Raw genomic sequence first — 24,697 nt, 5'->3', positions numbered from 1 at the left:
AGTTGTTATTAAAATTTATAGTGTAATTGAATGTTATAATTTCGGTTAGGCATAGGTCTAAAAATTACATTTTGATATGGTGTATCGTATAAATTATTAATGTCTAAACCTAATCTAAGATTATGATTTTTGTTTTGTATTAATTGATAAGAAATGCCGATATTTCCTAAATCATATTTAGGTAAGCTGTAAAGTGGACTTATAATATTATCTTCGGTAGTAAAAACCATGTCATTAAACATATGCTGATAGTAAAAAGACAATCTTTTAACATTGTAAGCTATACTAACATTAGCTTTATGTTTAGGTACATAGATTAACTGTTTATTAGTCTCTAAATCTTCCGAAATAGTATAAGAATAGTTTCCGTTTAAAGTAATAGTATGACTTCCAAATGTTTTGTTTAATTTCAAACCTAATTCTGCACCATAACTATGTGTTTGATCTATATTTATTGGTGACCAAAAACCAGAGTTACTAGGTTTCCATTGTATTAAATTTTCATTTTTAATATAATATGTATTAAGGTCTAATGTTACCCATTTGTATTGTAATTGATGACCTAAATCTACTTGATAAGACGTTTCTGGTTTAAGATTTAGATTGCCACCAGGTTGCCAAAACAAGTCGTTAAATGTTGGTACTCTAAAATTCTTAGAGGCATTTAACATTATTTTGTAAAAGTTATTAAACTGATAACTTCCGTCTAAAGAAAATAACAATGGACTTTCAAAATCTGAAGTAACATCTTGTCTAATATTAAAAGCTATAGTAGATTTTGTATCAGGTTTATAAGTAGCTATTGCTGTTGCAGAAAATGCATTACGATTTGGTGACCCAAAACTACTACCATCTGCTTCAAAATAATTATAATCAAGGATACTTTTTAAAGCTATTTTTTTGGAAAGATTGTAATCTAAAACATGTTTAATTAGATAGGTATTTACTTTGCCATAACTATAACCATCTAAGTCTTTATTTTGGTAAAATTTAAACAGCTCTTGTAAATGAGCTACTTTTACTTTTGAGGTGTAACGATTACCAATATTTGCCCATTCTAATAATGTTCTAAAGTTTTCATCTAAATATTTATTTCTAGAAATTGTATTTAAGGTACCAGACAGCTCTCGTTCACCTAAAAACGCTTGATGATATAGTTTTAAGATATTATTTTCTGATATAAAATATCCTAAATTGACATTAAAATTTAAATTATTAAAAGCTCCGTTTTCATTAACTTCATTTGTACCTAAATACTTGTAATCATTATCTGAAGTCACATATTGAAACCCAAAATTTACTGCAAATTTAGAGCTACCATAATTAGTATTAAAACTTGCTTTTTGTGTGTTAAAACTTCCATAGTTTAACCTTAGTTGATTGTCAAAATGCGAGCTAAAATTTAACTTATTATTTAAGTGAATACTACCGCCTATTGCGCCACTTCCGTACTGTACACTTCCGCCTCCATTTTTTATAACGACGTTATCAAAATTATTAACGTTAATTAAATTAAAATCTGTTTGACCATTAAGTTGAGAGTTTATAGAAATTCCGTTCCAGATTACAGCGGTTTGTGAGGCATTTGTACCTCTAAATGATGGGGAAGACACCATACCATAACCATTTTCTTTAAAGTAAACATTACTATTAAAACGCAAAATATCTGTAAAAGATTTAGAGTCGTTTTGTAACACAGAATCTTTTAATGTTGTTGTTTTAAACCCATAATTATTCTGCTGTAACTTAACATCGCTTAAAACAACAGTTTCTAACGTTTGTACAGAATCTACTTTGATTTGCCCTTTTAAAGCAATTGTGCTAAAGCACAAAAAAACAAGACTATAAAATAATTTCATAAACCTTAAAACCTTTTTCCCGAAGGTTATTAATTATAATTATAGAATTTGGCAGGTCTCCTGACTTGCGTCTTGCTATTGGTCTTCCCATCTAATAAAGACAGTGACATGAAGTAAAATAACAAGCTTTATAGCTTACAGTTGCGGGAACAGTTCTGGATTTTAACCAGATTCCCTTTTAATTTGATACAAATAATATTATATCAAAACCAAAATCTGCTGCAAATGTAACAGATAAAATAAATAAAGACTATTTTTTCTTATTCATTTTATAAATCAAATACACAAAGCCTAATAAAAAATGAAGAATAATAACACCTGCTACTATATATATTGTTAAATTTGAACCGTCTCGCATGGCAAATAATTTTGATAAATTTACATGCTTTTTTAGTCAACAACAGTTACAAATGTTACAAAAACACCTACTATTTTATATTTCTATTTTTTTATCGCTTTTTACTAATTGTAAAGAAGATAAGGGCATAAAAAAACCTTTACCAAACGTTATTGAAACTAATTTAAACTTAAATTACGCAAAAGGTTTTAGTATAAAAAACAACGGGAATTTTAAAGTATTAACTATTACAAACCCTTGGCCAAAAGCAGATAAAAATTACCGTTACGCTTTAATATCTAAAGAAAACGCTGCAAAAACAACATTAAATAAAGATGAATTTGATGGTATTATTACCATTCCTATTCAGAACATTGTAGTAACATCTACAACTCATATTCCTGCTTTAGAATTGTTAAATGAAGTTAAAACCTTAGTAGGTTTTCCTGGTACAAACTATATATCTTCAATTAAAACAAGACAACGTATTGACGATGGTTTAGTAAGAGAACTTGGTAAAAATGAAGGCCTAAATACCGAAGTCCTTTTAAGCATAAATCCTGATGTTGTCGTTAGTTTTGGTGTAGACGGAAAAAGTAAATCTTTAAACACCATAAAAAAAGCAAACATACCTGTAATTTATAACGGAGATTGGGTAGAAAAATCGCCACTTGCCAAAGCAGAATGGATTAAGTTTTTTGGAGCATTGTATGATAAAGAACAACAAGCAGATTCTATTTTTAAATCTATTGAAACAAGTTATAAAGACGCAAAACAATTAGCAAAAACAGTTACCAATCAACCAACTGTAATTAGTGGCGCATTACACAAAGATGTATGGTATTTACCAAGCGGAACTAGTACCGAAGCACAGCTTTTAAAAGATGCTAACCTTAATTATTTATATGCAGACACTGAAGCTGCTGGTAGTTTAGCTTTAAATTTTGAAAGTGTCTTTGCAAAAGCCAAACAAGCCAATTTATGGTTAAGTCCGTCGTATTATTCTTCTATGGATGCACTAAAAGAAGCTAATCCGCATTACACACAATTTGACGCTTTTAAAAACAATCAAGTATACTCTTTTACTAATGCAACTGGCGCAACTGGTGGCGTTTTATACTACGAAACAGGTTTTGCAAGACCTGATTTAGTTTTAAAAGACATAATTAAAATTGGTCATCCAGAACTTTTAAAAGATTACAAACCTTATTTTTTTAAAGCTTTAAAGTGAATCAAAACCAGTCATACAAATGGACGTTTTTAGCACTTAGTTTAGGGCTTATTGCTTTGTTTATTTTAAACATTAGTTTAGGATCTGTACAGATTTCATTTTCTACCATTATTGATAGTTTTTTTTCATCTTCAGACACCTTAACTAATAAAGAATATATCATTCAAAATTACCGTTTACCTAAAGCGATTACAGCCATTTTAGTAGGTTCTGGCTTAGGTATTTCTGGTTTGTTAATGCAAACCTTATTTAAAAATCCTTTAGCTGGTCCATTTGTTTTAGGGATTACTTCTGGTGCAAGTCTTGGTGTTGCTTTAGTTATTTTAGGCAGCTCGGTCTTTGGTGGATTTTTAGGTACGTTTTTAATTAGCAAATGGAGTTTGGTAATTGCTGCAAGTTTAGGTAGTTTTTTAGTATTATTACTTGTACTTATCGTATCAAGTAGAGTTAGAGATACGATGGCAATTTTAATTATAGGGTTAATGTTTGGTAGCATTACTGCTGCAATAGTTAGTGTGTTATCTTATTTTAGTTCTGCAGAGCAATTACAACAATACATTTTTTGGGGATTTGGTAGTTTAGGCGATTTAGATTGGCAAGAGTTAATCATATTTATTATTATTTACAGCTTTGGACTGTTCTTTAGTATCCTTTCAATTAAAGGGTTAAACTCTTTATTATTAGGCGATAATTATGCTAAAAGTTTAGGTTTAGATTTAAAGAAAAGTAGATTTATCATCATCATTGCAACTAGTTTATTAGCAGGAACTATTACCGCTTTTGCTGGACCAATTGCTTTTATTGGTTTGGCAATTCCGCATTTAACACGACAATTATTTAAGACTTCAAACCATAAAATATTATTACCAGCTGTGTTTTTAATTGGAGCCATTATTATGCTTATTTGCGATAGTATTGCACAATTACCAAACAGCGATTATTCGTTACCAATTAATGCAATAACCTCTTTATTTGGTGCACCAATAGTGATTTGGTTACTAGTTAGACAACGTAAAATGATATTTTAAAATGAATGTAAAAAACCAAAATATCATCCTAAAAACTAAAAATTTAGACATAGGTTATATTTCTAAAAAGAAAGAAACACCTATTGCTAAAAACATAAATATTAGTCTAAATAAAGGTGAATTAATAGCGCTTGTCGGCGGAAATGGAATAGGAAAATCTACATTATTAAGAACATTAACCAAAGTTCAACCTGCTTTAAACGGTGACATTTTTATTAAGGAGAAATCACTAAAAAATTATAATAATTTAGAATTAGCAAAAGAGATGAGTTTGGTTTTGACAGAGCCTATTTCATCTAAAAATTTAAGCGTTTTTGAGCTTGTCGCTCTGGGAAGACAACCTTATACAAACTGGATAGGCAACTTAACAACAACAGATTTAGAGGCTATAAAAAAAGCCATTCAACTTACAAATATTGAAGATTTACAACACAAAAAATGTTTTGAGCTAAGCGATGGACAACTTCAAAAAGTAATGATTACACGTGCTTTAGCCCAAGACACACCAATTATTATTTTAGACGAGCCTACAACGCATTTAGATATGTATCATAAAGCATATCTTTTAAAACTGCTAAAGCAATTAACGATAGATACTGGCAAAACCATATTATTTTCTTCACATGAAATTGATTTAGCCATTCAACTTTGTGACAGTATGATTGTAATGACAAAAGACCAAGTAGTTTCTGATCAACCATGTAACCTTATTTCAAAAGGTATTTTTGAAAGTCTTTTCCCTAAAGATTTAATTGTTTTTGATGAAAAAACAGGAAGTTTTAGAGTGAAGAAATAGTTGAGAAAACTTTTTAACTTGTAGATTTCAACTTATAACTTTATTTTATCTTTGAAAAAATCAAAATTTTAAATGAGCTACAACATCATTCTTATTTTAGCAATACTAATTTCGGCAGCAATTGGCGGTTATTTAGGTATGCTTTTTACCAAACTAAAAAGTAAAAGTGAAAAAAGTACTTTAGAAGAACGTAATGCCAATTTACAACAACAATTTAACGAGTTTAAAGCCTTTCACGACAGTGAAAACCAAAAACAAAATGAAACATTTAATCATCAATTAAATGAATTACGTCAACAAATTACAAAAACCGAAAACGAGCGTGAAGACATTAGGCGCGAAAAAGAATTTTTAAACGCAGAATTAACCAGACGTAATACAGAGTATGACAATCTTCAGCAACAAAATTTAAAACGTGATGAAGAATTAGCACAACAACAAGAGCAATTACGTAAAGATTTTGAGTTATTGGCAAATAAAATTCTTGAGGAAAAGTCAAATAAATTCACCGAGCAGAATAAAGAAAATATCAAGAATATTTTAAATCCATTACAGGAAAAAATTCTAACCTTCGAGAAAAAAGTAGAAGACACACAAAAGGAAAGTATAAGCATGCATAGTGCTTTAAAAGAGCAATTACTGGGCTTAAAAGACCTAAATCAACAAATGACTAAAGAAGCCACAAACCTTACTAGAGCATTAAAAGGCGATAGTAAAATGCAAGGAAATTGGGGCGAATTAGTACTAGAACGTGTTCTTGAAAAATCTGGTTTAGAAAAAGACCGCGAGTATTTTGTACAGCAAAGTTTTACTCGTGCAGATGGAACACGAGTCTTACCCGATGTGGTTTTACACTTACCGGATAACAAAAAAATGATTATTGACAGTAAAGTGTCTTTAACCGATTACGAACGTTACGTTAATGCAGATGAAGACGAACGCGCAATATTTTTAAAAGCGCACTTAAATTCGATAAAAAAACATATCGAGCAACTATCTGAAAAAAATTATCAAGATTTATACGATATAGAATCGCCAGATTTTGTTCTTCTATTTATCCCAATAGAACCAGCATTTGCAATAGCAATAAACGAAGATAACACGCTTTACAACAAAGCTTTTGAGAAAAATATTGTAATTGTAACACCTTCTACCCTACTTGCTACTTTAAGAACTGTAGACAGTATGTGGAACAACGAAAAACAACAACAAAATGCAATTGAAATTGCACGTCAAGCTGGTGCATTATATGATAAATTTGAAGGCTTAGTTAAAGATTTAACTGGTGTTGGTAAAAAAATTGACGATGCTAAAAAGGATTATTCTTCTGCAATGAATAAGTTAGTAGAAGGACGAGGAAACTTAATTACCAGCGTAGAAAAAATTAAAAAATTAGGCGCTAAAGCCAAAAAATCTTTACCAGAAAACATTGTAAAACGAGCTATAAACGACGACTAAACTAATATTATATGAAATTTTTAATCAAATCAATAGTAATCATTCTAATCTTAGTTGCTGGCTACTTTGCCTTTATCTATTTTGTGCCTTACAGCGAAGGTGTAAGAGCTGGAGAACTTGTAAAGTTTAGTAAAAAAGGTGTGATGTTTAAAACTTGGGAAGGCGAAATAAGTCAAGGTGTTAGTGAAGCACAAATATTTCAGTTTTCTGTAGAAAAAGGAAAATCTCAAGTTATTGAAGATTTAAATAAATATCAAGGTCAGTTTGTAAAACTGTCTTATGTAGAGCGTTATCAAAGTTTTTTCTGGCTTGGTGATACCAAATATTTTATAACTAAAGTTGAAGAAAAAGAGCGTAATTAAAATCTAAATGTCTAATAAAACTTTATACACTATTAATAGATGGCTATTAAGAGCTAGATATATCTTTGTTTTTTTATTGGGAGCAGGTTTACTTTCAATAGGTCTAGAATCAATTGTACAACCTAATTTAGAAACAAGTAACAAAGAGTTAGATACAGTTCTTACAGTTGGAACAATAATTTTTGGTTTAATTTTTATTGTATTTGGTTTTTACTACAAAAAAGACATTGAAATTTATATTAGACAACAACAATTATGAGCAATAAATCCTATAAAAAAGTAGATGCGTCACGTGTAAGTATTTCGCAATTAATGCAACCTTCACACTCTAATTTTGGAGGAAAAATTCATGGTGGTTACATTTTAAATTTAATGGATCAAATTGCTTTTGCTTGTGCCTCAAAACACTCAGAAACTTACTGTGTAACTGCAAGTGTAGATACTGTAGATTTTTTAAACCCAATAGAAATTGGCGAGCTTGTTACTATGAAAGCTTCTGTAAATTTTGTTGGCAATACATCTATGGTAGTTGGTATTAGAGTAGAATCTGAAAACATACAAACAGGAGCTGTAAAACATTGCAACTCGTCTTATTTTACCATGGTTGCAAAAGATGAAAGTGGCGACTCTAAAAAAGTACCAGGTTTAATTTTAAATGACATGAATGAAGTTAAACGTTTTTTAAAAGCCATCAAACGAATGGAAACTAAAAAACAACGTCAAAGCGAGTTTGATAGCGAAGATTTTTCTCATATTGATTACTTACCCTTATTAGAAAAATACAAAGTTAAAATTGAATTACCAGAACAGTTTAATTAAAAAAAGCCTCAATAAATGAGGCTTTTTTTTAAATCTTTACAAATTTTTTGGTAATTGATTGCTTTTCATTTTTAAAGCTTATTTTAATCAAGTACACTCCGTTATTCCAATCTGAAACAGATATTTTGTTTTTCTGTGTTAAAACAGTATTGCTGTAGATTTTTTTTCCTAAAACATTAAAGATTTCAATATAATATTCATCATCAAAAGCAGGAAAATTAATATTTAACTGCGTTGAAACTGGATTTGGATAGACATCTATTCTTTTAGAAGCTTCTTCAAAGTTAGGAACACTTAAAGTACCTTCTGGTACTACAGTAATTACGCCATACATGTTACCACTATGCGGTGTGCATACGTAAGGATTTGTTCCAACAGATGTAAATGTTCTTTGAAAGGTCACTCCTGCTCCAGAAGATATAAAACCGCTATCCCAAGTCTCAGTACTTCCTGCACTACTTGTTACGGTATGTGTTCCTGTTGCGTAATAATTCCAAATTACAGTATCTCCTACTTCTATAGTTCTATCTGCGTTTGTAGGATCTGTAGTTGGTGTAACATCAGAGTTTGATCCAAAAGACCAATCTATAGTTACTGTTTGTGTTTGTGCAACTATATTAAAAGTTGCTAAACAAGTTAAAATTAAGAGTAGTTTTTTCATCATAGTTTGTTTTTTTGTTATTAAATATACAAAAAACAAACCAAAACATACTGACTACCAGCTAACTAAAACTTGTTTAGCAATATAATTATTTACTTAAATACATTTTACGTCTTGCATAAAGATCATAAAACTCATCATCTTTAAGACTATCTATAAACAAGATACTTTCTCCTGTACTTTTCATTTCTGGTCCTAATTGCTTATTTACATTAGGAAATTTATTAAACGAGAATACTGGCTGTTTTATAGCATATCCATCAAGCTTCGGATTAAAATCGAAGTCGGTTACCTTCTTCTCTCCTAACATTACTTTAGTAGCATAATTTACATAAGGTTCTCCATATGCTTTTGCTATAAATGGTACTGTTCTAGAAGCTCTTGGGTTTGCTTCGATAATGTAAACAGTATCGTCTTTTACCGCAAACTGTATATTGATTAAACCTACTGTGTTTAATGCTAATGCTATCTTTTTAGTATGATCTTTTATTTGTTGCATTACTAAGTCACCTAAATTGAAAGGAGGTAACGTTGCATTACTATCTCCAGAGTGAATACCACATGGTTCTATATGCTCCATTATACCAATGATGTATACATTTTCGCCATCACAAATAGCATCTGCTTCTGCTTCTATTGCGCCATCTAAATAATGATCTAGTAATAATTTATTATTAGGAATACTACGTAGTAAATCTACAACGTGCTTTTCTAATTCTTTCTTATTAATTACTATTTTCATTCCTTGTCCTCCAAGTACATAAGATGGACGTACTAAAATTGGAAAATCTAATTTATCTGCTACAGCTAAAGCTTCTTCTGCTGTTTCGGCTGTATCAAACTTAGGGTAAGGAATATTATTTTCTTTTAAAAGTTTAGAAAAACTTCCTCTGTCTTCAGCTAAATCTAGAGCTTCATAACTAGTACCTAAAATTTTGATGCCATATTTAGATAGTTTTTCTGCAAGTTTTAATGCAGTTTGACCACCTAATTGAACGATAACTCCTTCTGGTTTTTCATGACGAATAATATCGTAGATATGCTCCCAAAATACTGGCTCAAAATATAGTTTATCTGCGGTATCAAAATCTGTAGATACAGTTTCTGGGTTACAGTTTATCATTATAGTTTCGTAGCCACATTCTGCAGCAGCTAACACACCATGAACGCAACAATAATCAAACTCTATTCCTTGACCAATTCGGTTAGGTCCAGATCCTAAAACAATAATTTTTTTCTTGTCAGAAACTACACTTTCATTATCTGGTAAACGTGTTCCGTCTACGGTTTCTACATCATTTTCAAATGTAGAATAGTAATAAGGTGTTTTTGCCTCAAACTCGGCAGCACAAGTATCTACTAACTTGTACACACGATTTACGCCTAATTCATCACGTTTATTATACACTTGACTTTCTAAACAATTAAGCATGTGTGCTATTTGTCTATCACCATATCCTTTTTGTTTAGCTTCTAATAATAGGTCTTTTTCTATCGTGTCTATTGTATATGTGGAAATTTCTTTTTCTAATTGATACAACTCTTCATATTGACGTAAAAACCACATGTCTATTTTTGTGATTTCGTGAATACGACTTAGAGGAATACCCATTTGGATTGCATCGTAAATTACAAATACTCTATCCCAACTTGCGTTAGTTAGTTTATCTATAATCTGGTCATAGTTTTTATATCCTTTACCATCTGCTCCTAAACCATTTCTTTTAATTTCTAGAGATTGGGTAGCTTTATGTAAGGCTTCTTGAAAAGATCTACCAATACCCATTACTTCTCCTACCGCTTTCATTTGAAGACCTAAAGTACGATCTGATCCTTCAAATTTATCAAAGTTCCAACGTGGTATTTTTACAATAACATAATCTAATGTTGGCTCGAATAAAGCAGAAGTTGATTTTGTAATTTGGTTTTGAAGTTCGTCTAAATGATAACCTATAGCTAATTTAGCTGCTATTTTTGCAATTGGATATCCTGTTGCCTTACTTGCTAATGCAGACGAACGAGATACACGTGGATTAATTTCAATTGCGATAATTTCTTCATGTTCATCCGGACTTACCGCAAATTGTACGTTACATCCACCAGCAAAATCACCAATACTACGCATCATTTTTATTGCCATATCACGCATTTTCTGAAATGTTTTATCAGAAAGTGTCATAGCTGGCGCAACAGTAATTGAGTCCCCGGTATGGATTCCCATTGGGTCCATATTTTCAATCGTACAGATAATTACAACATTATCATTTTTATCTCTTAAAAGCTCTAGCTCGTACTCTTTCCAACCCATCATAGCCTTATCAATCATCACCTCATGTATTGGTGATACTTCTAAACCACGGGTAAGAGCGTCGTCAAATTCTTTTTCGTCATAAACAATTGCTGCTCCTGCTCCTCCTAAGGTAAACGATGCTCTAATACATAACGGGAAACCAAATTCTTGAGCTATTTCTTTACCTTTTAAAAATGAAGTTGCTGTAGCTTGAGGTGCCATACCAACACCTATTTTTAACATTAACTCTCTAAACTTTTCTCTGTCTTCTGTAATGTTAATGGCATCAATATTAACACCGATAATTTCTACTCCAAAGTCTTCCCAAATACCTTTTTCGTCTGCTTCAATACAAAGGTTAAGCGCTGTTTGTCCTCCCATTGTTGGTAAAACAGCATCTATTTGAGGATGCTCTTTTAATATTTTAACAATAGACTTTGTATTAAGAGGAAGCAAGTACACATGATCTGCCATTTTTGGATCAGTCATGATAGTTGCTGGGTTAGAGTTAATTAAAATAGTTTCGATTCCTTCCTCTCTTAAAGATCTTAATGCTTGTGAACCAGAATAATCAAATTCGCACGCTTGACCAATAATAATTGGACCAGAACCAATAATAAGGATAGATTTTAATTTAGGATTTTTAGGCATTGTATTATGTGTTGTTTTTGGTTTTTCAAAAATAGTGATAATTAGATATAAAAAAAGGCGTTACACCTAAGCAACGCCTTTATATATTAACAATTGTTAATCATTATTTTTTATGTCTAGTTTCAGATGAAACAGATAATTTCTTTCTTCCTTTAGCACGACGACGCGCTAATACTTTTCTACCATTAGCAGAAGCCATTCTTTCTCTAAAACCATGCTTGTTTCTTCTTTTTCTTTTCGATGGTTGAAACGTTCTTTTACTCATTGTATATTATCTTTAAATCTGAAAATGTAATTTTTAATATAATTCTGGTTTTGAAATCTCCAAAACTGAGCGCAAATATACAAAGGGTTTTTAATTTGACAAACCTAAAATTAAAAATATTTTTCAATAAAATTTTAGTTTCTTTGCAAAAGCAAATAAAACAATGCTTTTATGTCCTTTAAAAAATTATTTTTATTAGTCCTTTTGATAGGTTTTACTAGTGTTACACAAGCACAACACTATCTTGGATATAACTTAAATGTTGGTGACACCTTAAAGATTACTCAGGTTTCTGAGCAAGAAATTGTTCAAAAAATGAATGATCAAGAACATAAAATTATTAATAATCTTGGTGGAGATTATCTGTTTCACATCAAAAAAGAGACAGATAGCTCTTATATTATTAACTTTAAGTATGATTCATTTTTCATGAAAACCACTTCCAATTTAGCAGGAACCATATTTAATGTTGATACTAAAAAAGATATTAATGAAGACGATGTAGAAGGAAAAATCTTTAAAGGGTTAACCGAAACTGCTTTAGAGATAAACATGCTAAAAACAGGAAAAATTGTAAGTTTAGTTGGTACCGAGGATTTAATTAACAATATGATTAACGATCTTGATTTTGATAATTTTACTAAAGAAATCATGAAAGAATCTATACGAAATGAATTTGGAGGCGAAAGTCTTATTGAAAGTCTTGGTCAGTTTACTTTTATGTATCCAAATAAAACGGTAACTATTGGTGAATCATGGAATAATGAGTTTAAAGGAGACATGAAAGCTAAGAATACTTGGCAACTAGATAAGGTTGATAACAATTTACATATCTCTTGCAATAGTGCCATAACTTTAACATCTAAAGAAGATACACTTACCATGAGCTTAGAAGGTACGCAACAATCTGTTATCACTTCTAACAAAACTTCTGGTTGGCCAATAGAAGCTAAAATAACTTCTATAGCAAAAGGAATTTCTATTATGAAAGGTATGGAAAGTGTAGAAATCCCTACAACAATAATTTCAACAACAACATATAAACCATTTAAATAAAACATGTACAATAAAATTTTTAAACTAATACTAGCGGTAGGAATATTTGGAGTTGCAATCTGGCAATTTATTGATGGTGAAATAGGTAATGGTATCATGTACCTTTTACTTTCTTTAGTATTCCTGTTTTTATATTTTAAAAATGAATTTATTCTTCTTGCCTTTTTACGCCTAAGAAAACAAGATTTTGACGGCGCAAAAAAATGGCTTAATAAAATTAAAAATCCTGAAGCTGCATTAGTAAAAAAGCAACAAGGGTATTATAACTTTTTACACGGGATAATGGTATCTCAAGACAATGTAAATGAAGCAGAACGTTATTTTAAAAAAGCAGTAAGCTTAGGGTTGTCGATGGATCACGATATGGCTATGGCAAAATTAAACTTAGCTGGTATTGCTTTTTCTAAACGAAGAAAACAAGAAGCTACAAAACTACTTGCCGAAGCACAAAAACTAGACAAACAAGGTATGCTTACTGACCAAATAAAAATGATGAAGCAAAATATGAAGCAGGCGCAAATGCCTAAGCAACATTATGGTCAAGGTGGATCTTTAAGGTCTCAAAAAAGAAGAAGCAGATAGGCGTTTATCGTTTTAACGTAAAATGCCCTTTGTAAGTTAAACCATTTGCTCTGGTTACAACAAACCAATAGTCGTTGGTTGGCATAGTATTACCATTATAAGTACCATCCCAACCAGCGTCTTGACTTCCAAATTGTTTTAACAATTTACCGTACCTATCAAAGATAAAGACTTTTAAATCTGGTTCTAGATTAGCAAATTTTATCTGCCAAAATTCATTTATATCATCTCCATTTGGAGTGAAATATTTAGGGTAATGTAATAGATAAACGTCTTTATCTACAATACCACATCCATTACTATCCTTAATGTAAACTCTATATTCTCCTGGTTCTAAATTAGAAAAAGTGTTTTGAGTTTGATAATCAATTCCATTTAAAGAATATAGGTAATTTCCTGCTCCAGAAGTCATTACTGCTATTGAATTTTCATTAGCAGTCCAATCTGAAATTTCTATATTTTCGATAGTTGCTGGTTCTGAATTTATTACTTGATAATTCTTTGTGCTTTCACAATAAAAGTCTCCTATTTCATCTATAATAGTTACTGTATAAGTACCAGCTTGATCTACAATTATACTTTGTGTTGTTTCTTCTGTTGACCATAAATACACATCAAAACCAGAATCTGCTATTAATGTTGCTGTACCATTAGGACAGATGTAAACTGTTTCTTCTTCACTTAAAACAGGTACTTGACCAACATATATTTGAAATGACGTTGTTGCATGACACAATGCTAAATTATTATGTATAACCCTTGCGTAAACCGTTTGAGGATTGGTATTATTTGTAAATTGATTTTGCAACGGATTATTACCTGTATCTGCATCAGACTGGGATAAATGATAGGTTATTGTGTAGTTATTTGGATTTTGATTTCCTAAAATTTGTTCGTTTTGAGTGTCTAATTGAAACACTTCTTGGTCTATACCATCTGCTTTGCAAATTATAAAGTCGTCTGGTTGGTTTGCTCTAGCTAATGGTAATAAATTTTCGAGATTAATGGTTATATTTTCAATGCTTCCGCAGGTATCTTCTACTCTAATTTCGTAAATATTATTAGGTAAGCCTGAAAACACATTATTAGTTCCGTTATTTATTGTTATTGGGGAAATAATACTATAATTGAAAGGCGCTACACCAATAGCTTCTACTACGACGTCTGACGGATTACCGCCACTAGAACAATTTAGATTATAAACTCCTGAAATGACTAAATCTGAATATACAGTGAAATTGGCAAATTGATCTAAACAATACACGTCTGGATTTTCTGAATTTATAGATTGAAATACTTTTATCAATCTAAAATCTCCTGTTAAAAAGATATTGTAGAGTGTTTCCATATTTTCTATTTCAATAGCAGTTGTGCTATTTGGGATATCGCCTTCTGTGTACGCTACACCGGTATTTGGATGTCCCCAAACTTCATTTTCTTCAAAGTAATATTGCAACCAATATGTTTGGTTAGTTACTGTTTGATCTAAATCATTAATAGTAACATCAAAAGAACCACAGTTTCTGGTTAATGAGTATGCAAAAGGATTACTGGTATAGCTATTTATGGTAACATTAGTTGTGTAATCAAAATTACAGGTATCAGTAGATTCAAATTGATAATCACCAACGGGTAAATTATTTATAAAAAGGTTACCATTTGCATCTAATAAATTGGTACCATTAAAAGGAATAGTTTCCGCGAAAGCGGAAGGTGCAGCGACAATAATAATTTCTGATAATTGTCCATGATTACTGCTTAGATTTAAAGAACCTGTTTCTGTTTCGCAATTTGGAAGCGTTGATACATTTAATCCTTGAAACTGAAACACCGGAATATTAGCATCTAAAGTATATTCTACACCACAATTATCAACTACAGTAACAACATAATCTCCTGCAGGAAGATTGTTATCTTGAATGGTTAAAATATCTCCAACAATAAACTCGTCTGCATTAAATGGTAATATTTCTGGAAATGATGATGGTGCGCTAATAATGGTTGCTGTAATCACTTCTCGCTCAGGAATTCTAACTTCTAAAATACCAGAATTTGCAGAACATCCATTATTGCTTGTTATTACTAACGGATCTACAACAACTTCGTCTACAAAAATAGTACCCGTTCCTACACGATTGCAAGCATCTACAACTTCTACAGTGTACATACCTGTTGGTACTGGATTATCGTCAAAACCAAAAATTATAGTTCCATCATCCTCAGTAAATGGTCCTGGATAACTATTGTTGTAATCTGTTGGATTAAAACCTGAAGGCGCAGATGTAAAACTTAAAGTGAAAGGTGGCAAATAGTTGTTTATTGCTACGTTTAAAAATTCGCCACAAAATTCTTCTGTCGTGGTTAAATTTACTTTTGGATTTGGGTTTACAATTTGATCAGATTCAAATAGAAGTTGACATGAATCTTGAATTGAAATATTTACATCAAAACTATCTGATCCAAATAACGGAATTAGTTGATTTATTGTAAAATTTAAATCGTCTCCACTTGTAATATTTTGATTAAAAACAATCTCTGGAGAACCATCTGGTGGATATAGTGTTAACGTTACCGAAAGCGGATAAATTATTGTTGTACCTTCTGCCGCATCAATAGAAATTTCGACATCTGCTTCATCACAATTATCATATACAATTGGCAAACCTACTTCGCCTATAATTAAGTCATTAATATCTAGTAACATGGTGTAGGTTTTTGAGAGCGCATTATCACAATCGTCATAAACTCTAATAATGTAAGTACCTTGAGGCAAATCTGTAAAAACATTTGAAGTTTGAGGAGCAACCGTTTCTGGTCCAGAAATCACCTCGTAAGACACAGGATTACCAGATGTTATATTTACTGTGATTGTGCCAAACTCGTCACAATTTGACGTGGTTGAATGCGAAATATCGTAATCTAAAGTTGTAGTTAAATTGTTAATTGTAATGTCTTGTTGTTGCTCATTTTCTTCACTTCCAAGAGTTTGTGTCGCAACGACAATGTAATCTCCAGATGGCAAACTACTAAAAGAAGACGCTGTAGTTTCTGCAATTGGATTTGTACTGTCTGGTAGTAAAAATAATGAATATGTAATTGTTGCTCCAACTGCTGTATTATTAACACTCATTGTCAAAGCACCGTTACCAGAACACGTTTCGTCAGTTGCAGTTACTACTAGATTAAAGTCTGGTAATTGAGCAATTACAGACCAATGTGTAAGAAAAAAGAATATAAAAACCCAAACTATTCTTTTTACTTTATAAATATTTATGTTGGTTGATGTTTTAATTTCATTATCAATTTAGCCCTTTAAATATACGACTAAAAAATTTTGAATTAAATAATTATAACAACGGAGCCCAAAGCCTGCAATAAGCTTCTTTTAAACGTTCTAATTTACCTCTGTTTTTCCATTGGTCGTAGTCCATACACAAAGAATCATCCAAATCGTTTAAATACATCTGTTTTGCTTTTAAAGCTTGTTCTTTACTGTAGATTAATGCATTAATTTCGAAGTTAATATTGAAACTTCTATAATCCATATTACAAGTACCAATGGTTGTAAAGACATCATCAATAACCATTGTTTTTGCATGAGTAAATCCTTTTTTGTACCTGTAAACCTTAACATTGGCATCAAACAATTGTTCTAAATAAGAGTTTGTTGCATGTTGTGCTATCCAAGAGTCTGATTTATCTGGTATTAAAATCCTAACATCTACTCCACTTTTTGAAGCCACTTGCATTGCGGTTATAATTTGATCATTAGGAATAAAATAAGGTGTCGCTATATACACGTATTTTTCTGCAGTTACTATTGAGAAGAAAATAGCTTCCATAATGTTTGCCCAATCGGTATCAGGACCACTTGCAGCAATTTGAATTGGAGTAATGGTTTCTGTTTTATTTTTTGGAAAATAGGTTTGATTTAGCTCTATTTTTTTATCTGAAACAAAATTCCAGTTGGTTAAAAATTGAACTTGAAGTGTAAAAACTGCTTCACCTGTAATTCTAAGATGTGTATCTCTCCAATACTTTTTGTTTTCAGGATAATTCACATAAGTGTCCGAAACATTTATTCCTCCAACATAACCAATTTCGCCATCAATAATCACTATTTTCCGGTGATCTCGGTAATTCATTTTACCAGTAAATTTTGGAAATAATACTGGCATAAACGGATGATGCTCTATTGAAGATTGCGTAAGCCTTCTTTTCATTTTAGATGAAATTTTGCTTCCTACATCATCATAGCTTAGCTTTACTTGTACACCTTGATCTGCTTTTTTAAGTAATAGCTCTAAAAATTTTGTGCCAATTTTATCATCTTTTAAAATATAATATTCTACGTGAATGTGTTGTTTTGCAGACTCTATATCTTTAAAGAGCTTTTCAAATTTATTTTCACCATTAATTATAATTTCAACATCGTTATACTGTGTTAATGGTGATTTATCATTTTTTTGAAGTAGTTGAACTAAACGTATTTGATCTTCTTCTGCTTCTGCTTCATAAAAAGTTAAAGCTTCGGGTTTTATTTCTAATTTATCTTCAATAGATTGTATTAATTCATTATTTAAAATGTCTTTTTTATTGAAGATTTTATTTTTTCTATACTCTTGACCAAACAGATAATAAACGATTAAACCAAAAAAAGGAAACACTAACAATACAATAATATATGTTAGTGTTTTTGTTGGGTTTATAGATTTAAATAGAATGGTAACAACTGCAATTAGTGCCAATATATAGTTTAGCGTTATTGCTATTGTCCACCAATGTGATTGTAAAAACTCTATCATTTAAGGTTGTATGTTATAATAACCTTCTTTAGGCAATTCTATAAAATATTGCTTTCTTGATTTATTATTTAAATGCGGCTCTCTTAACCAAGGATTGTGTAGTTTTAAAATTTTATAGTTTATACCAAACTGCTTTGCAAAACCAGCAAAATCTGTAACTGCTGTATCTACTTCTACTAAATATGTTGGTACTTTAGAGTATAAGTCTTTATCTCTAAAATTAAAACCATATTTTGAAGGGTTTGATAAAATTTCTTTTAAAGCTAAAATTCTGAATACATAACGACCAGTTTCTTCACCTAACAACAAATCGTAATAACCTTTAACTTGTTGTGCATCTAACCTTCTTTTTATACCTGCATTACCAGCATTATAAGCTGCAGCTGCAAGTGTCCAACTACCTAAATTTTCTTTTGCTTTTTTTAGATAATCGCAAGCCACTTCTGTTGCTTTTTCTAGATGATATCTTTCATCTACATTATCATTAACTTCTAAACCATGTTCGCGACCTGTAGCTTTCATTATTTGCCAAAACCCACTTGCTCCAGCTGGTGATTTAGCATTGGTTAAGCCACTTTCTATAACTGCTAGATATTTAAAATCATCAGGCACGCCATGTTTTGCTAAAATAGGTTCTATTATAGGAAAGTATTTTTTAGCTCTTTTAAACATTAATAGACCGTTAGATTGCCAATAGGTATTTACTAAAAGCTCTCTATCCATTCGCTCTAAAATATCAGGATTAGATAATGGTACTTCTTCGCCTGCAAAATCCATATAATCCGGAACTTGTAATGCGTATACGTTGTAATCGTTTATAAGTTTTTTTGTAAAATTTTCGTCTGTTGGTGCTTCTTGCATAGCATTGATAGATAATGCTCCAATAGCGACTAAACCAACTGCTGCTAATGTGTTTTTAACTAACTTCATCTTCATTATTTCTTTTTCTAAATTTAAAAATTTTATTTGATTTTTTATTAAATACCTAGGATTAGTTTTGGTAAATTTTCGTTAAACCATTTATACTTATTTATAATCATAATGTGTGTTCCGCCTTTAATTTTTGTACAATTTGATATGTAAGAACACGGAAACACCATATCATTATCGCCATGTATGTGTATAGCTTCTGGTATTGGTTGATCTTGTTCCCAACATATTACTTGCTCTATTGCCCAATCTAAATAAGCTTTATCACTAACAGATAGGTATTTTTTATACAACTCTACACGTTTAGTAATCGTTTCTCCAAAAGCATATTTTGCTAATAAATCTATATTACCCATTAATTGCGTAGGAAGCAATTTATAAGCTTTTGTTACTTTAAGCAACTTCATACGTTTTGGCAGCTCATGTTTAGTCTTAACGCTAGAAACAACAAATAATTTTCTTACACTAATATGTTTACTCATTTCTTGCACTAAAATACCTCCAAAAGACACACCTAAAAGTACAGGGTTTTCATGCTTTACTTCTTCGCACATACGTTTGGCATAATCTTGTAGAGTTTCTTTTTTAAAAGGCATTTTCCACGATAACCAAAAAATTTCAAACTGATCTTCGGGTAATTTTATATATTCAAAAATTGTAGGATTTGCCGCCATACCTGGCATTAAGTAAACTGGTATTAACTGCTGATTCATAAGCTTTTAACAACTTAAACAACTATTGTTGTTATTATTTTTTGTAAATTTGTAGTATAAAACTAAAAAATAGTTTGGTACTATTTTTGAAACTTCCTTGATAATTAATAAAACTTTATAAATATGATTGATGCAGCTGAGCTGATTGACAACGATTTTTTACGTCAATTTGAACTGAAAATAGATGATCATTTTGCTAAAATTGAGTATTCTCTTCAAGAAAAAAAGATTTTTTTAACCAAGTTAATTGTTCCTGAAGCACTTGATAATGACGAGTTTAAAACAGATTTTATTAAAATAGTTTTTGATAATATCGAAGAGCGCAACTTAAGCGTTGTCCCAACAAGTCCTTACATTGCTAAATTTATTAGAAAAAACCGCCAATTTAAAAGGTTATTACCTGTTGGTGTAAGAATCTAATTAGGGTTAATTTAACTTAAAAACAAAACATCCGAGGTTAATCACTTCGGATGTTTTGTTTTATATCACTTCTACGTTTACAAAATCAAATCTTACTAAACCGTCTGCGTCTATTTTAGTAAGCTGGACTTGATGAAGCGTATTGACTAATTCTGGGTTCCATGGTGCTTTAACCTTGACATAATTTTCTGTAAAGCCGTGTATGTAACCTTCTTTATTTTCTGATTCAAAAAGTACGGTTCTTTTTGTACCTATTTGTGACTCGTAAAATGCACGACGCTTTTTAACGCTTAATCCTCGTAACATTTTACTTCGTTTTGATCTTACTTTTTTAGGCACAACGCCATCCATTGTAGCTGCTACTGTATTTTCTCTTTCAGAATATGTAAATACGTGTAAGTATGAAATATCTAATTCGTTTAAAAAATTGTAGGTTTCTAAAAAGTGCTCATCAGTTTCACCAGGAAAACCAACAATAACATCTACACCAATACAAGCATGAGGCATCACTTTTTTAATTTGTTCTACACGATCTACATACAATTCTCTTAAATAACGACGTCTCATTTTTTTAAGCATATCGTTACTTCCGCTTTGTAGCGGAATATGAAAATGTGGCACAAACGTTTTACTTTGGGCTACAAAATCTATAGTTTCATTTTTAAGCAAATTAGGTTCTATAGAAGAGATACGTAAACGCTCTATACCTTCAACTACGTCTAAAGCTTGTACTAATTCGTAAAATGTGTGTTCGTGTTTTTTATTACCAAATTCGCCTTTACCGTAATCGCCTATGTTTACGCCTGTTAAGACAATTTCTTTGATGTTTCTTTCTGAAATTTCTTTAGCATTTTTTAGTACATTTTCTAAAGTATCACTTCGTGAAATACCACGAGCTAAAGGAATTGTACAATACGTGCATTTGTAATCACAACCATCTTGCACCTTTAAAAAAGCACGTGTTCTGTCACCTATGGAGTAACTTCCTACGTAAAAATCGGCTTCTTCTATCTCGCACGAGTGTACTTCGCCAAAATCATTTTTTGACAAATCGTTTAGGTAATCTGTAATCTTAAATTTTTCGGTAGCACCAAGCACTAAATCTACTCCATTTACGTCTGCTAATTCTTGTGGCTTTAACTGCGCATAACAACCTACTGCAGCAATAAAAGCTTCTGGATTTGCTTTTTGCACTTGCTTTACTATGGTTTTAAAACGTTTATCTGCATTTTCGGTTACAGAGCATGTGTTTATAACATAAATATCTGCTTGATCATTAAAGTCTACACGCTCAAAACCTTCGTCTTTAAAGGAGCGTGCAATGGTTGATGTTTCAGAAAAATTAAGTTTACAACCTAAAGTATAAAAGCCAACTTTCTTTTTGTTATTCAATGCAATTCGTGTTTATGCTAAGTAAGTTTTGTTATATTTACCTAGTGCTATTAAAATTTGTGGCTGCAAAAATACGTAATTTTTCCTGCTATAAAAAGCGTTTAAACCTTTAAAATCAATATGTCTACATTAGAAAAAAGACTACAAGAAGTCTATCGTTTTTTTGAAAATAAAGATACTGTTTTAGGCTACAGAAAACTTATGGATTGTGCTTTAGACACACAAAACTTAGAGATTTACAAACAAATTATTGAAGTTACCGATTGGAAATCTAAACATCCTGATAACGAAACCGAGTTTATAACTAAATGCTTGAAGGTTTTAGAGGATATTTCTAAAATTCCTATTGAAGTTTACAACAATTTTAAACCTATTGTCACAGCAACAAACATCACTAAAAGTTATGGAACTAATAGTTTTAGTTTAGGACCTATCAATCTTTCTATAAAAAAAGGAAATGTTTATGGTTTAGTTGGTGAAAATGGAAACGGAAAAACAACACTTTTACGTGTACTTGCTAAAGAGTTAAAACATACTTCTGGTAATTTAAACTATGATTTTGATAGTAAAGTAAATACCGATTTTGAACTAAGATATAAATTAGTTTACATACCGCAACGTACCCAAAAATGGTACGGTAGTTTAAAAGACAACTTAAAATTTGTGTTGTCTAATTATGGAATTAGTCCAGAAGAAAATGAAACCAGAGTTTTAATGATGATTTGTAGACTTGGTCTTTGGGATTACAAACATTTAAAATGGAGCGAATTATCTTCTGGTTACAAAATGCGTTTTGAACTTGCAAGAACTTTATTGCGTCAACCAGAATTACTATTACTTGACGAGCCGTTAGCAAACCTTGATGTTTTAGCACAACAAGTTATCCTTGAAGACTTAAAATCTATTTGCAACTCACTAAATCATCCTATTGCATTAATTTTAAGCTCTCAACAATTATATGAAGTTGAAAAAGTTTCGGATAAGGTTATTTATTTAAAAAACGGAAAATACACAGATAACAACAACTCTGAAACTGAAGAAACAACAATAAAAAATCAACTAATCATAGAAATTGATTGTAATTGCGAACGTGAAAAACTTCAGCAAATTTTTAATCCTTTACAACTTGAAAAATTAGTTTTTAATGGCGGAATTTATGTAGCATATTTTGATGCTAACACTCAATTTTATCAAGTTTTAGAAGCGCTAGGCAATCATCAAATTGATGTGACCTATACCAGAAACATAACTAAATCTACCAGACGTTTTTTTGTATCCTAATCTCTATTATTCAAAATGCAGCAATTCATTTCTAAAATAAATAAATATTTAATCGAGCGTCATCCAACATTATGGAACACCAAAGTAGTTTGGATGTTAGGTGCTTCTTTAATAATTCATATTCTATTCTTTTTATTTGGTTTAATTACATTAACTAACCCAGAAAGCTTACAAAATAGAGGCGCAGAAAATATCTTTTTTGATAATGGCGCAATTTTCTTTAGCATGATGATTTCTGTAGTTATGCTAGTACTTTGGCTAGTATTTATGTTTAAAAACAACGCGTTTAAAAACTACTATCCAACAACTGCTTTTAAGCTATTTAAGCAGTTTGTATTATACTTCATTATCATATTTTTTTCGATAACCTTCTACTTCTCGTATAATTTTGGTTTAAAGACATATATCGTCAATAAATATCCTGATAACATTACTAAAAATGAAGTTTTAACTGCTAATAAGGCTAGTGTATTTTTATCGCACTCTTTAAAAAACTATACTGTAGACCGACTAGTTTATCCTAAACCTTTTGATTCTTTACATTGTGAAACTGAATACTCTAAAATTGATTTAGATAAACCTTATCTTGATTTTTTAGGAAAAAAATATCAGTTTTATAACTTAAAATTTGTCTCTTATTATGATAGTGACAAACCTATTCATTATAATGTAAAAGGCTACGTGTATTATAAGCATAAAGACACTACCACAATATATGCTTATAAAGATTCTGTTGTAGATGTTTCTGCATATTTAAAATCTGCTAATCCAAATTATTACAACTATTCCAAAATATTTTACAGTTATGATAAAGACGATGTTGACTATTTATACTCTAGATATGAATACAATCCTTTAGACGATAGATATGGAAATGTGTCTAAAAAACAATTAGTACAAAAAGGAAATTTTGATTTATTAAACAGAAATAACCCAGATGAAATAAAACAGTTGTTAAACAGCTTTTTACAAGTATCTAAAAAGTATAGAATAAAAACCAATTTAGACACAGACAGCTGGTTTAAAATGGTTTACAATCCAACAGGTTTTGAAGTAAAACACCTTATAAGCAACAGAGATTATCCTTACAAAAAAAGTTACAGATCCAACATAGATCGATCTGACTTTGAAGTCTATCAAGATAAAATAATGACTAACAAGTTTTTTGACTCAGATCATCTTAAAATTGTATTTGAAAACTTAGACGATATAAAAAACAAAACTATTATAGATGCTAGCATACATGCTTTTATTTGGATTGCTTTTGCAATTGCATTACTTATATTCTGTTTTAGAGTAACCAGTTTAAAATCTGTTTTATTTACTATTGTTAGCGGTATATTACTTACTATTTTTATATCATTAGTAGCAGCTGCTATAGGCTTTACCTCAAGAAGTGGTGGTATTGATTTTGAATACTTTATGATGTATTTTATATTATTAATTGCATCCATTATAATAATTATTGGCCTATTTGGAGTCACTAAATTAAATAAGCTAGTAGGCAGTATTTTTATCAATCTAACATTGTCTGGATTTGTCGCTTACGTATTATTAATTATGGCTATTATTACATCACACCAAAGCGATGCGTGTCGCTTAAAATTTCCTGATTATTCTGAAAGAACTGAAAATTGCTTTGTTCTATTAAGTGACTTAGGTTTGTGGTCAAGTTTAATTTTATTTGTTGTTGGTATTGTTTTTACTTACTTATATTGCAATACTATCTTAAAATGGAGAGCTACACCAGAAAACTAATCA

Annotated in this window: 21 protein-coding genes and 1 riboswitch; of the genes, 12 read left to right on the top strand and 9 right to left on the bottom strand. The window is 30.7% G+C overall.

Annotated elements, in window-relative coordinates:
* Positions 1-8: 8 nt before the first annotated feature.
* Positions 9-1,859, bottom strand: coding sequence for a TonB-dependent receptor plug domain-containing protein (locus tag ACEQT4_RS12880; RefSeq protein ID WP_370228228.1), 1,851 nt, complete (start codon positions 1,857-1,859; stop codon positions 9-11).
* 32 nt (positions 1,860-1,891) lie between these two features.
* Positions 1,892-2,088: riboswitch (cobalamin riboswitch) on the bottom strand.
* Between the two features lie 127 nt (positions 2,089-2,215).
* On the opposite strand from ACEQT4_RS12880, the gene ACEQT4_RS12875 reads away from it, so the two are divergent.
* The 7 genes from ACEQT4_RS12875 (at position 2,216) to ACEQT4_RS12845 (ending at position 7,890) form a co-directional block, all read left to right on the top strand.
* The gene (locus ACEQT4_RS12875) at positions 2,216-3,427 is read left to right on the top strand and encodes an ABC transporter substrate-binding protein (RefSeq protein ID WP_370228226.1); all 1,212 of its coding nucleotides are present in this window, start codon (positions 2,216-2,218) and stop codon (positions 3,425-3,427) included.
* Positions 3,424-4,455 (top strand): FecCD family ABC transporter permease, encoded by a 1,032-nt coding sequence (locus tag ACEQT4_RS12870; protein WP_370228224.1) that lies wholly within the window; start codon positions 3,424-3,426, stop codon positions 4,453-4,455. The genes ACEQT4_RS12875 and ACEQT4_RS12870 overlap by 4 nt, the downstream gene beginning before the upstream one ends.
* A 1-nt stretch (position 4,456) precedes the next feature.
* Complete coding sequence (locus ACEQT4_RS12865) at positions 4,457-5,251, top strand: ABC transporter ATP-binding protein (RefSeq protein WP_370228222.1); 795 nt, start codon at positions 4,457-4,459, stop codon at positions 5,249-5,251.
* A gap of 72 nt (positions 5,252-5,323) precedes the next feature.
* Positions 5,324-6,709, top strand: coding sequence for a DNA recombination protein RmuC (gene rmuC / locus ACEQT4_RS12860; RefSeq protein ID WP_370228220.1), 1,386 nt, complete (start codon positions 5,324-5,326; stop codon positions 6,707-6,709).
* A gap of 11 nt (positions 6,710-6,720) precedes the next feature.
* Entirely contained in the window at positions 6,721-7,071 is a 351-nt protein-coding gene (locus ACEQT4_RS12855; protein ID WP_370228218.1) for a 6-phosphogluconate dehydrogenase, read from the top strand.
* Between the two features lie 7 nt (positions 7,072-7,078).
* On the top strand, positions 7,079-7,330 hold the full coding sequence (locus ACEQT4_RS12850) for a hypothetical protein (protein ID WP_370228216.1): 252 nt from the start codon (positions 7,079-7,081) through the stop codon (positions 7,328-7,330).
* Positions 7,327-7,890 carry an acyl-CoA thioesterase gene (locus ACEQT4_RS12845; protein ID WP_370228214.1) on the top strand — a complete coding sequence of 188 codons (564 nt, stop codon included), beginning with the start codon at positions 7,327-7,329 and terminating at the stop codon, positions 7,888-7,890. Before ACEQT4_RS12850 ends, ACEQT4_RS12845 begins: the two co-directional genes overlap by 4 nt.
* Positions 7,891-7,918: 28 nt before the next feature.
* Here the strand turns inward: ACEQT4_RS12845 and ACEQT4_RS12840 are convergent, their stop codons facing one another.
* The 3 genes from ACEQT4_RS12840 to rpmH all read right to left on the bottom strand — a co-directional run bounded on the left by ACEQT4_RS12840 (position 7,919) and on the right by rpmH (position 11,757).
* Positions 7,919-8,551: a T9SS type A sorting domain-containing protein gene (locus ACEQT4_RS12840; protein ID WP_370228212.1), complete on the bottom strand. Its 633-nt coding sequence runs from the start codon at positions 8,549-8,551 to the stop codon at positions 7,919-7,921.
* A gap of 88 nt (positions 8,552-8,639) precedes the next feature.
* The gene (gene carB, locus ACEQT4_RS12835) at positions 8,640-11,492 is read right to left on the bottom strand and encodes a carbamoyl-phosphate synthase large subunit (protein ID WP_370228210.1); all 2,853 of its coding nucleotides are present in this window, start codon (positions 11,490-11,492) and stop codon (positions 8,640-8,642) included.
* Positions 11,493-11,595: 103 nt separating this feature from the next.
* Positions 11,596-11,757 (bottom strand): 50S ribosomal protein L34, encoded by a 162-nt coding sequence (gene rpmH / locus ACEQT4_RS12830; protein ID WP_027878648.1) that lies wholly within the window; start codon positions 11,755-11,757, stop codon positions 11,596-11,598.
* A 171-nt stretch (positions 11,758-11,928) separates the two neighbouring features.
* Between rpmH and ACEQT4_RS12825 the strand changes: the two genes are divergently transcribed.
* Positions 11,929-12,813 (top strand): DUF6263 family protein, encoded by an 885-nt coding sequence (locus ACEQT4_RS12825; protein WP_370228207.1) that lies wholly within the window; start codon positions 11,929-11,931, stop codon positions 12,811-12,813.
* Positions 12,814-12,816: 3 nt separating this feature from the next.
* Complete coding sequence (locus ACEQT4_RS12820; RefSeq protein WP_027878646.1) at positions 12,817-13,395, top strand: hypothetical protein; 579 nt, start codon at positions 12,817-12,819, stop codon at positions 13,393-13,395.
* Positions 13,396-13,399: 4 nt separating this feature from the next.
* Here ACEQT4_RS12820 and ACEQT4_RS12815 read toward each other — a convergent pair whose 3' ends face one another.
* From ACEQT4_RS12815 to ACEQT4_RS12800, 4 genes are all read right to left on the bottom strand, one after another.
* Complete coding sequence (locus tag ACEQT4_RS12815) at positions 13,400-16,525, bottom strand: T9SS type B sorting domain-containing protein (RefSeq protein ID WP_370228205.1); 3,126 nt, start codon at positions 16,523-16,525, stop codon at positions 13,400-13,402.
* Positions 16,526-16,742: 217 nt separating this feature from the next.
* Positions 16,743-18,200, bottom strand: a complete 1,458-nt coding sequence (cls, locus tag ACEQT4_RS12810; protein WP_027878644.1) for a cardiolipin synthase — start codon at positions 18,198-18,200, stop codon at positions 16,743-16,745.
* Entirely contained in the window at positions 18,201-19,130 is a 930-nt protein-coding gene (locus tag ACEQT4_RS12805; protein ID WP_370228203.1) for a lytic transglycosylase domain-containing protein, read from the bottom strand.
* A 47-nt stretch (positions 19,131-19,177) separates the two neighbouring features.
* Positions 19,178-19,843, bottom strand: a complete 666-nt coding sequence (locus tag ACEQT4_RS12800; RefSeq protein WP_370228201.1) for an alpha/beta hydrolase — start codon at positions 19,841-19,843, stop codon at positions 19,178-19,180.
* A 123-nt stretch (positions 19,844-19,966) separates the two neighbouring features.
* Between ACEQT4_RS12800 and ACEQT4_RS12795 the strand changes: the two genes are divergently transcribed.
* Positions 19,967-20,263 carry a GNAT family N-acetyltransferase gene (locus tag ACEQT4_RS12795; protein ID WP_027878641.1) on the top strand — a complete coding sequence of 99 codons (297 nt, stop codon included), beginning with the start codon at positions 19,967-19,969 and terminating at the stop codon, positions 20,261-20,263.
* A gap of 60 nt (positions 20,264-20,323) precedes the next feature.
* On the opposite strand, the gene mtaB is transcribed toward ACEQT4_RS12795, so the two are convergent.
* Complete coding sequence (mtaB, locus tag ACEQT4_RS12790; RefSeq protein WP_370228199.1) at positions 20,324-21,655, bottom strand: tRNA (N(6)-L-threonylcarbamoyladenosine(37)-C(2))-methylthiotransferase MtaB; 1,332 nt, start codon at positions 21,653-21,655, stop codon at positions 20,324-20,326.
* Between the two features lie 120 nt (positions 21,656-21,775).
* On the opposite strand from mtaB, the gene ACEQT4_RS12785 reads away from it, so the two are divergent.
* Both ACEQT4_RS12785 and ACEQT4_RS12780 read left to right on the top strand, forming a co-directional pair.
* Complete coding sequence (locus tag ACEQT4_RS12785) at positions 21,776-22,936, top strand: ATP-binding cassette domain-containing protein (protein WP_370228197.1); 1,161 nt, start codon at positions 21,776-21,778, stop codon at positions 22,934-22,936.
* A 15-nt stretch (positions 22,937-22,951) separates the two neighbouring features.
* Positions 22,952-24,694 carry a hypothetical protein gene (locus tag ACEQT4_RS12780; RefSeq protein WP_370228195.1) on the top strand — a complete coding sequence of 581 codons (1,743 nt, stop codon included), beginning with the start codon at positions 22,952-22,954 and terminating at the stop codon, positions 24,692-24,694.
* Positions 24,695-24,697: the final 3 nt, after the last annotated feature.

The sequence above is a fragment of the Mesoflavibacter sp. genome, from assembly GCF_964226795.1.
Lineage (GTDB): Bacteria > Bacteroidota > Bacteroidia > Flavobacteriales > Flavobacteriaceae > Mesoflavibacter > Mesoflavibacter zeaxanthinifaciens.
This window is presented reverse-complemented; position numbering and strand designations above follow the sequence as displayed.

Excerpts from the sequence above, each read along its gene's own strand:
- ACEQT4_RS12880 (WP_370228228.1), bottom strand. The coding sequence starts at position 1,859 with ATGAAATTATTTTATAGTCTTGTTTTTTTGTGCTTTAGCACAATTGCT.
- ACEQT4_RS12875 (WP_370228226.1), top strand. The coding sequence starts at position 2,216 with ATGGCAAATAATTTTGATAAATTTACATGCTTTTTTAGTCAACAACAG.
- ACEQT4_RS12865 (WP_370228222.1), top strand. The coding sequence starts at position 4,457 with ATGAATGTAAAAAACCAAAATATCATCCTAAAAACTAAAAATTTAGAC.
- rmuC (WP_370228220.1), top strand. The coding sequence starts at position 5,324 with ATGAGCTACAACATCATTCTTATTTTAGCAATACTAATTTCGGCAGCA.
- ACEQT4_RS12855 (WP_370228218.1), top strand. The coding sequence starts at position 6,721 with ATGAAATTTTTAATCAAATCAATAGTAATCATTCTAATCTTAGTTGCT.
- ACEQT4_RS12850 (WP_370228216.1), top strand. The coding sequence starts at position 7,079 with ATGTCTAATAAAACTTTATACACTATTAATAGATGGCTATTAAGAGCT.
- ACEQT4_RS12845 (WP_370228214.1), top strand. The coding sequence starts at position 7,327 with ATGAGCAATAAATCCTATAAAAAAGTAGATGCGTCACGTGTAAGTATT.
- ACEQT4_RS12840 (WP_370228212.1), bottom strand. The coding sequence starts at position 8,551 with ATGAAAAAACTACTCTTAATTTTAACTTGTTTAGCAACTTTTAATATA.
- carB (WP_370228210.1), bottom strand. The coding sequence starts at position 11,492 with ATGCCTAAAAATCCTAAATTAAAATCTATCCTTATTATTGGTTCTGGT.
- rpmH (WP_027878648.1), bottom strand. The coding sequence starts at position 11,757 with ATGAGTAAAAGAACGTTTCAACCATCGAAAAGAAAAAGAAGAAACAAG.
- ACEQT4_RS12825 (WP_370228207.1), top strand. The coding sequence starts at position 11,929 with ATGTCCTTTAAAAAATTATTTTTATTAGTCCTTTTGATAGGTTTTACT.
- ACEQT4_RS12820 (WP_027878646.1), top strand. The coding sequence starts at position 12,817 with ATGTACAATAAAATTTTTAAACTAATACTAGCGGTAGGAATATTTGGA.
- ACEQT4_RS12815 (WP_370228205.1), bottom strand. The coding sequence starts at position 16,525 with ATGAGTGTTAATAATACAGCAGTTGGAGCAACAATTACATATTCATTA.
- cls (WP_027878644.1), bottom strand. The coding sequence starts at position 18,200 with ATGATAGAGTTTTTACAATCACATTGGTGGACAATAGCAATAACGCTA.
- ACEQT4_RS12805 (WP_370228203.1), bottom strand. The coding sequence starts at position 19,130 with ATGAAGTTAGTTAAAAACACATTAGCAGCAGTTGGTTTAGTCGCTATT.
- ACEQT4_RS12800 (WP_370228201.1), bottom strand. The coding sequence starts at position 19,843 with ATGAATCAGCAGTTAATACCAGTTTACTTAATGCCAGGTATGGCGGCA.
- ACEQT4_RS12795 (WP_027878641.1), top strand. The coding sequence starts at position 19,967 with ATGATTGATGCAGCTGAGCTGATTGACAACGATTTTTTACGTCAATTT.
- ACEQT4_RS12785 (WP_370228197.1), top strand. The coding sequence starts at position 21,776 with ATGTCTACATTAGAAAAAAGACTACAAGAAGTCTATCGTTTTTTTGAA.
- ACEQT4_RS12780 (WP_370228195.1), top strand. The coding sequence starts at position 22,952 with ATGCAGCAATTCATTTCTAAAATAAATAAATATTTAATCGAGCGTCAT.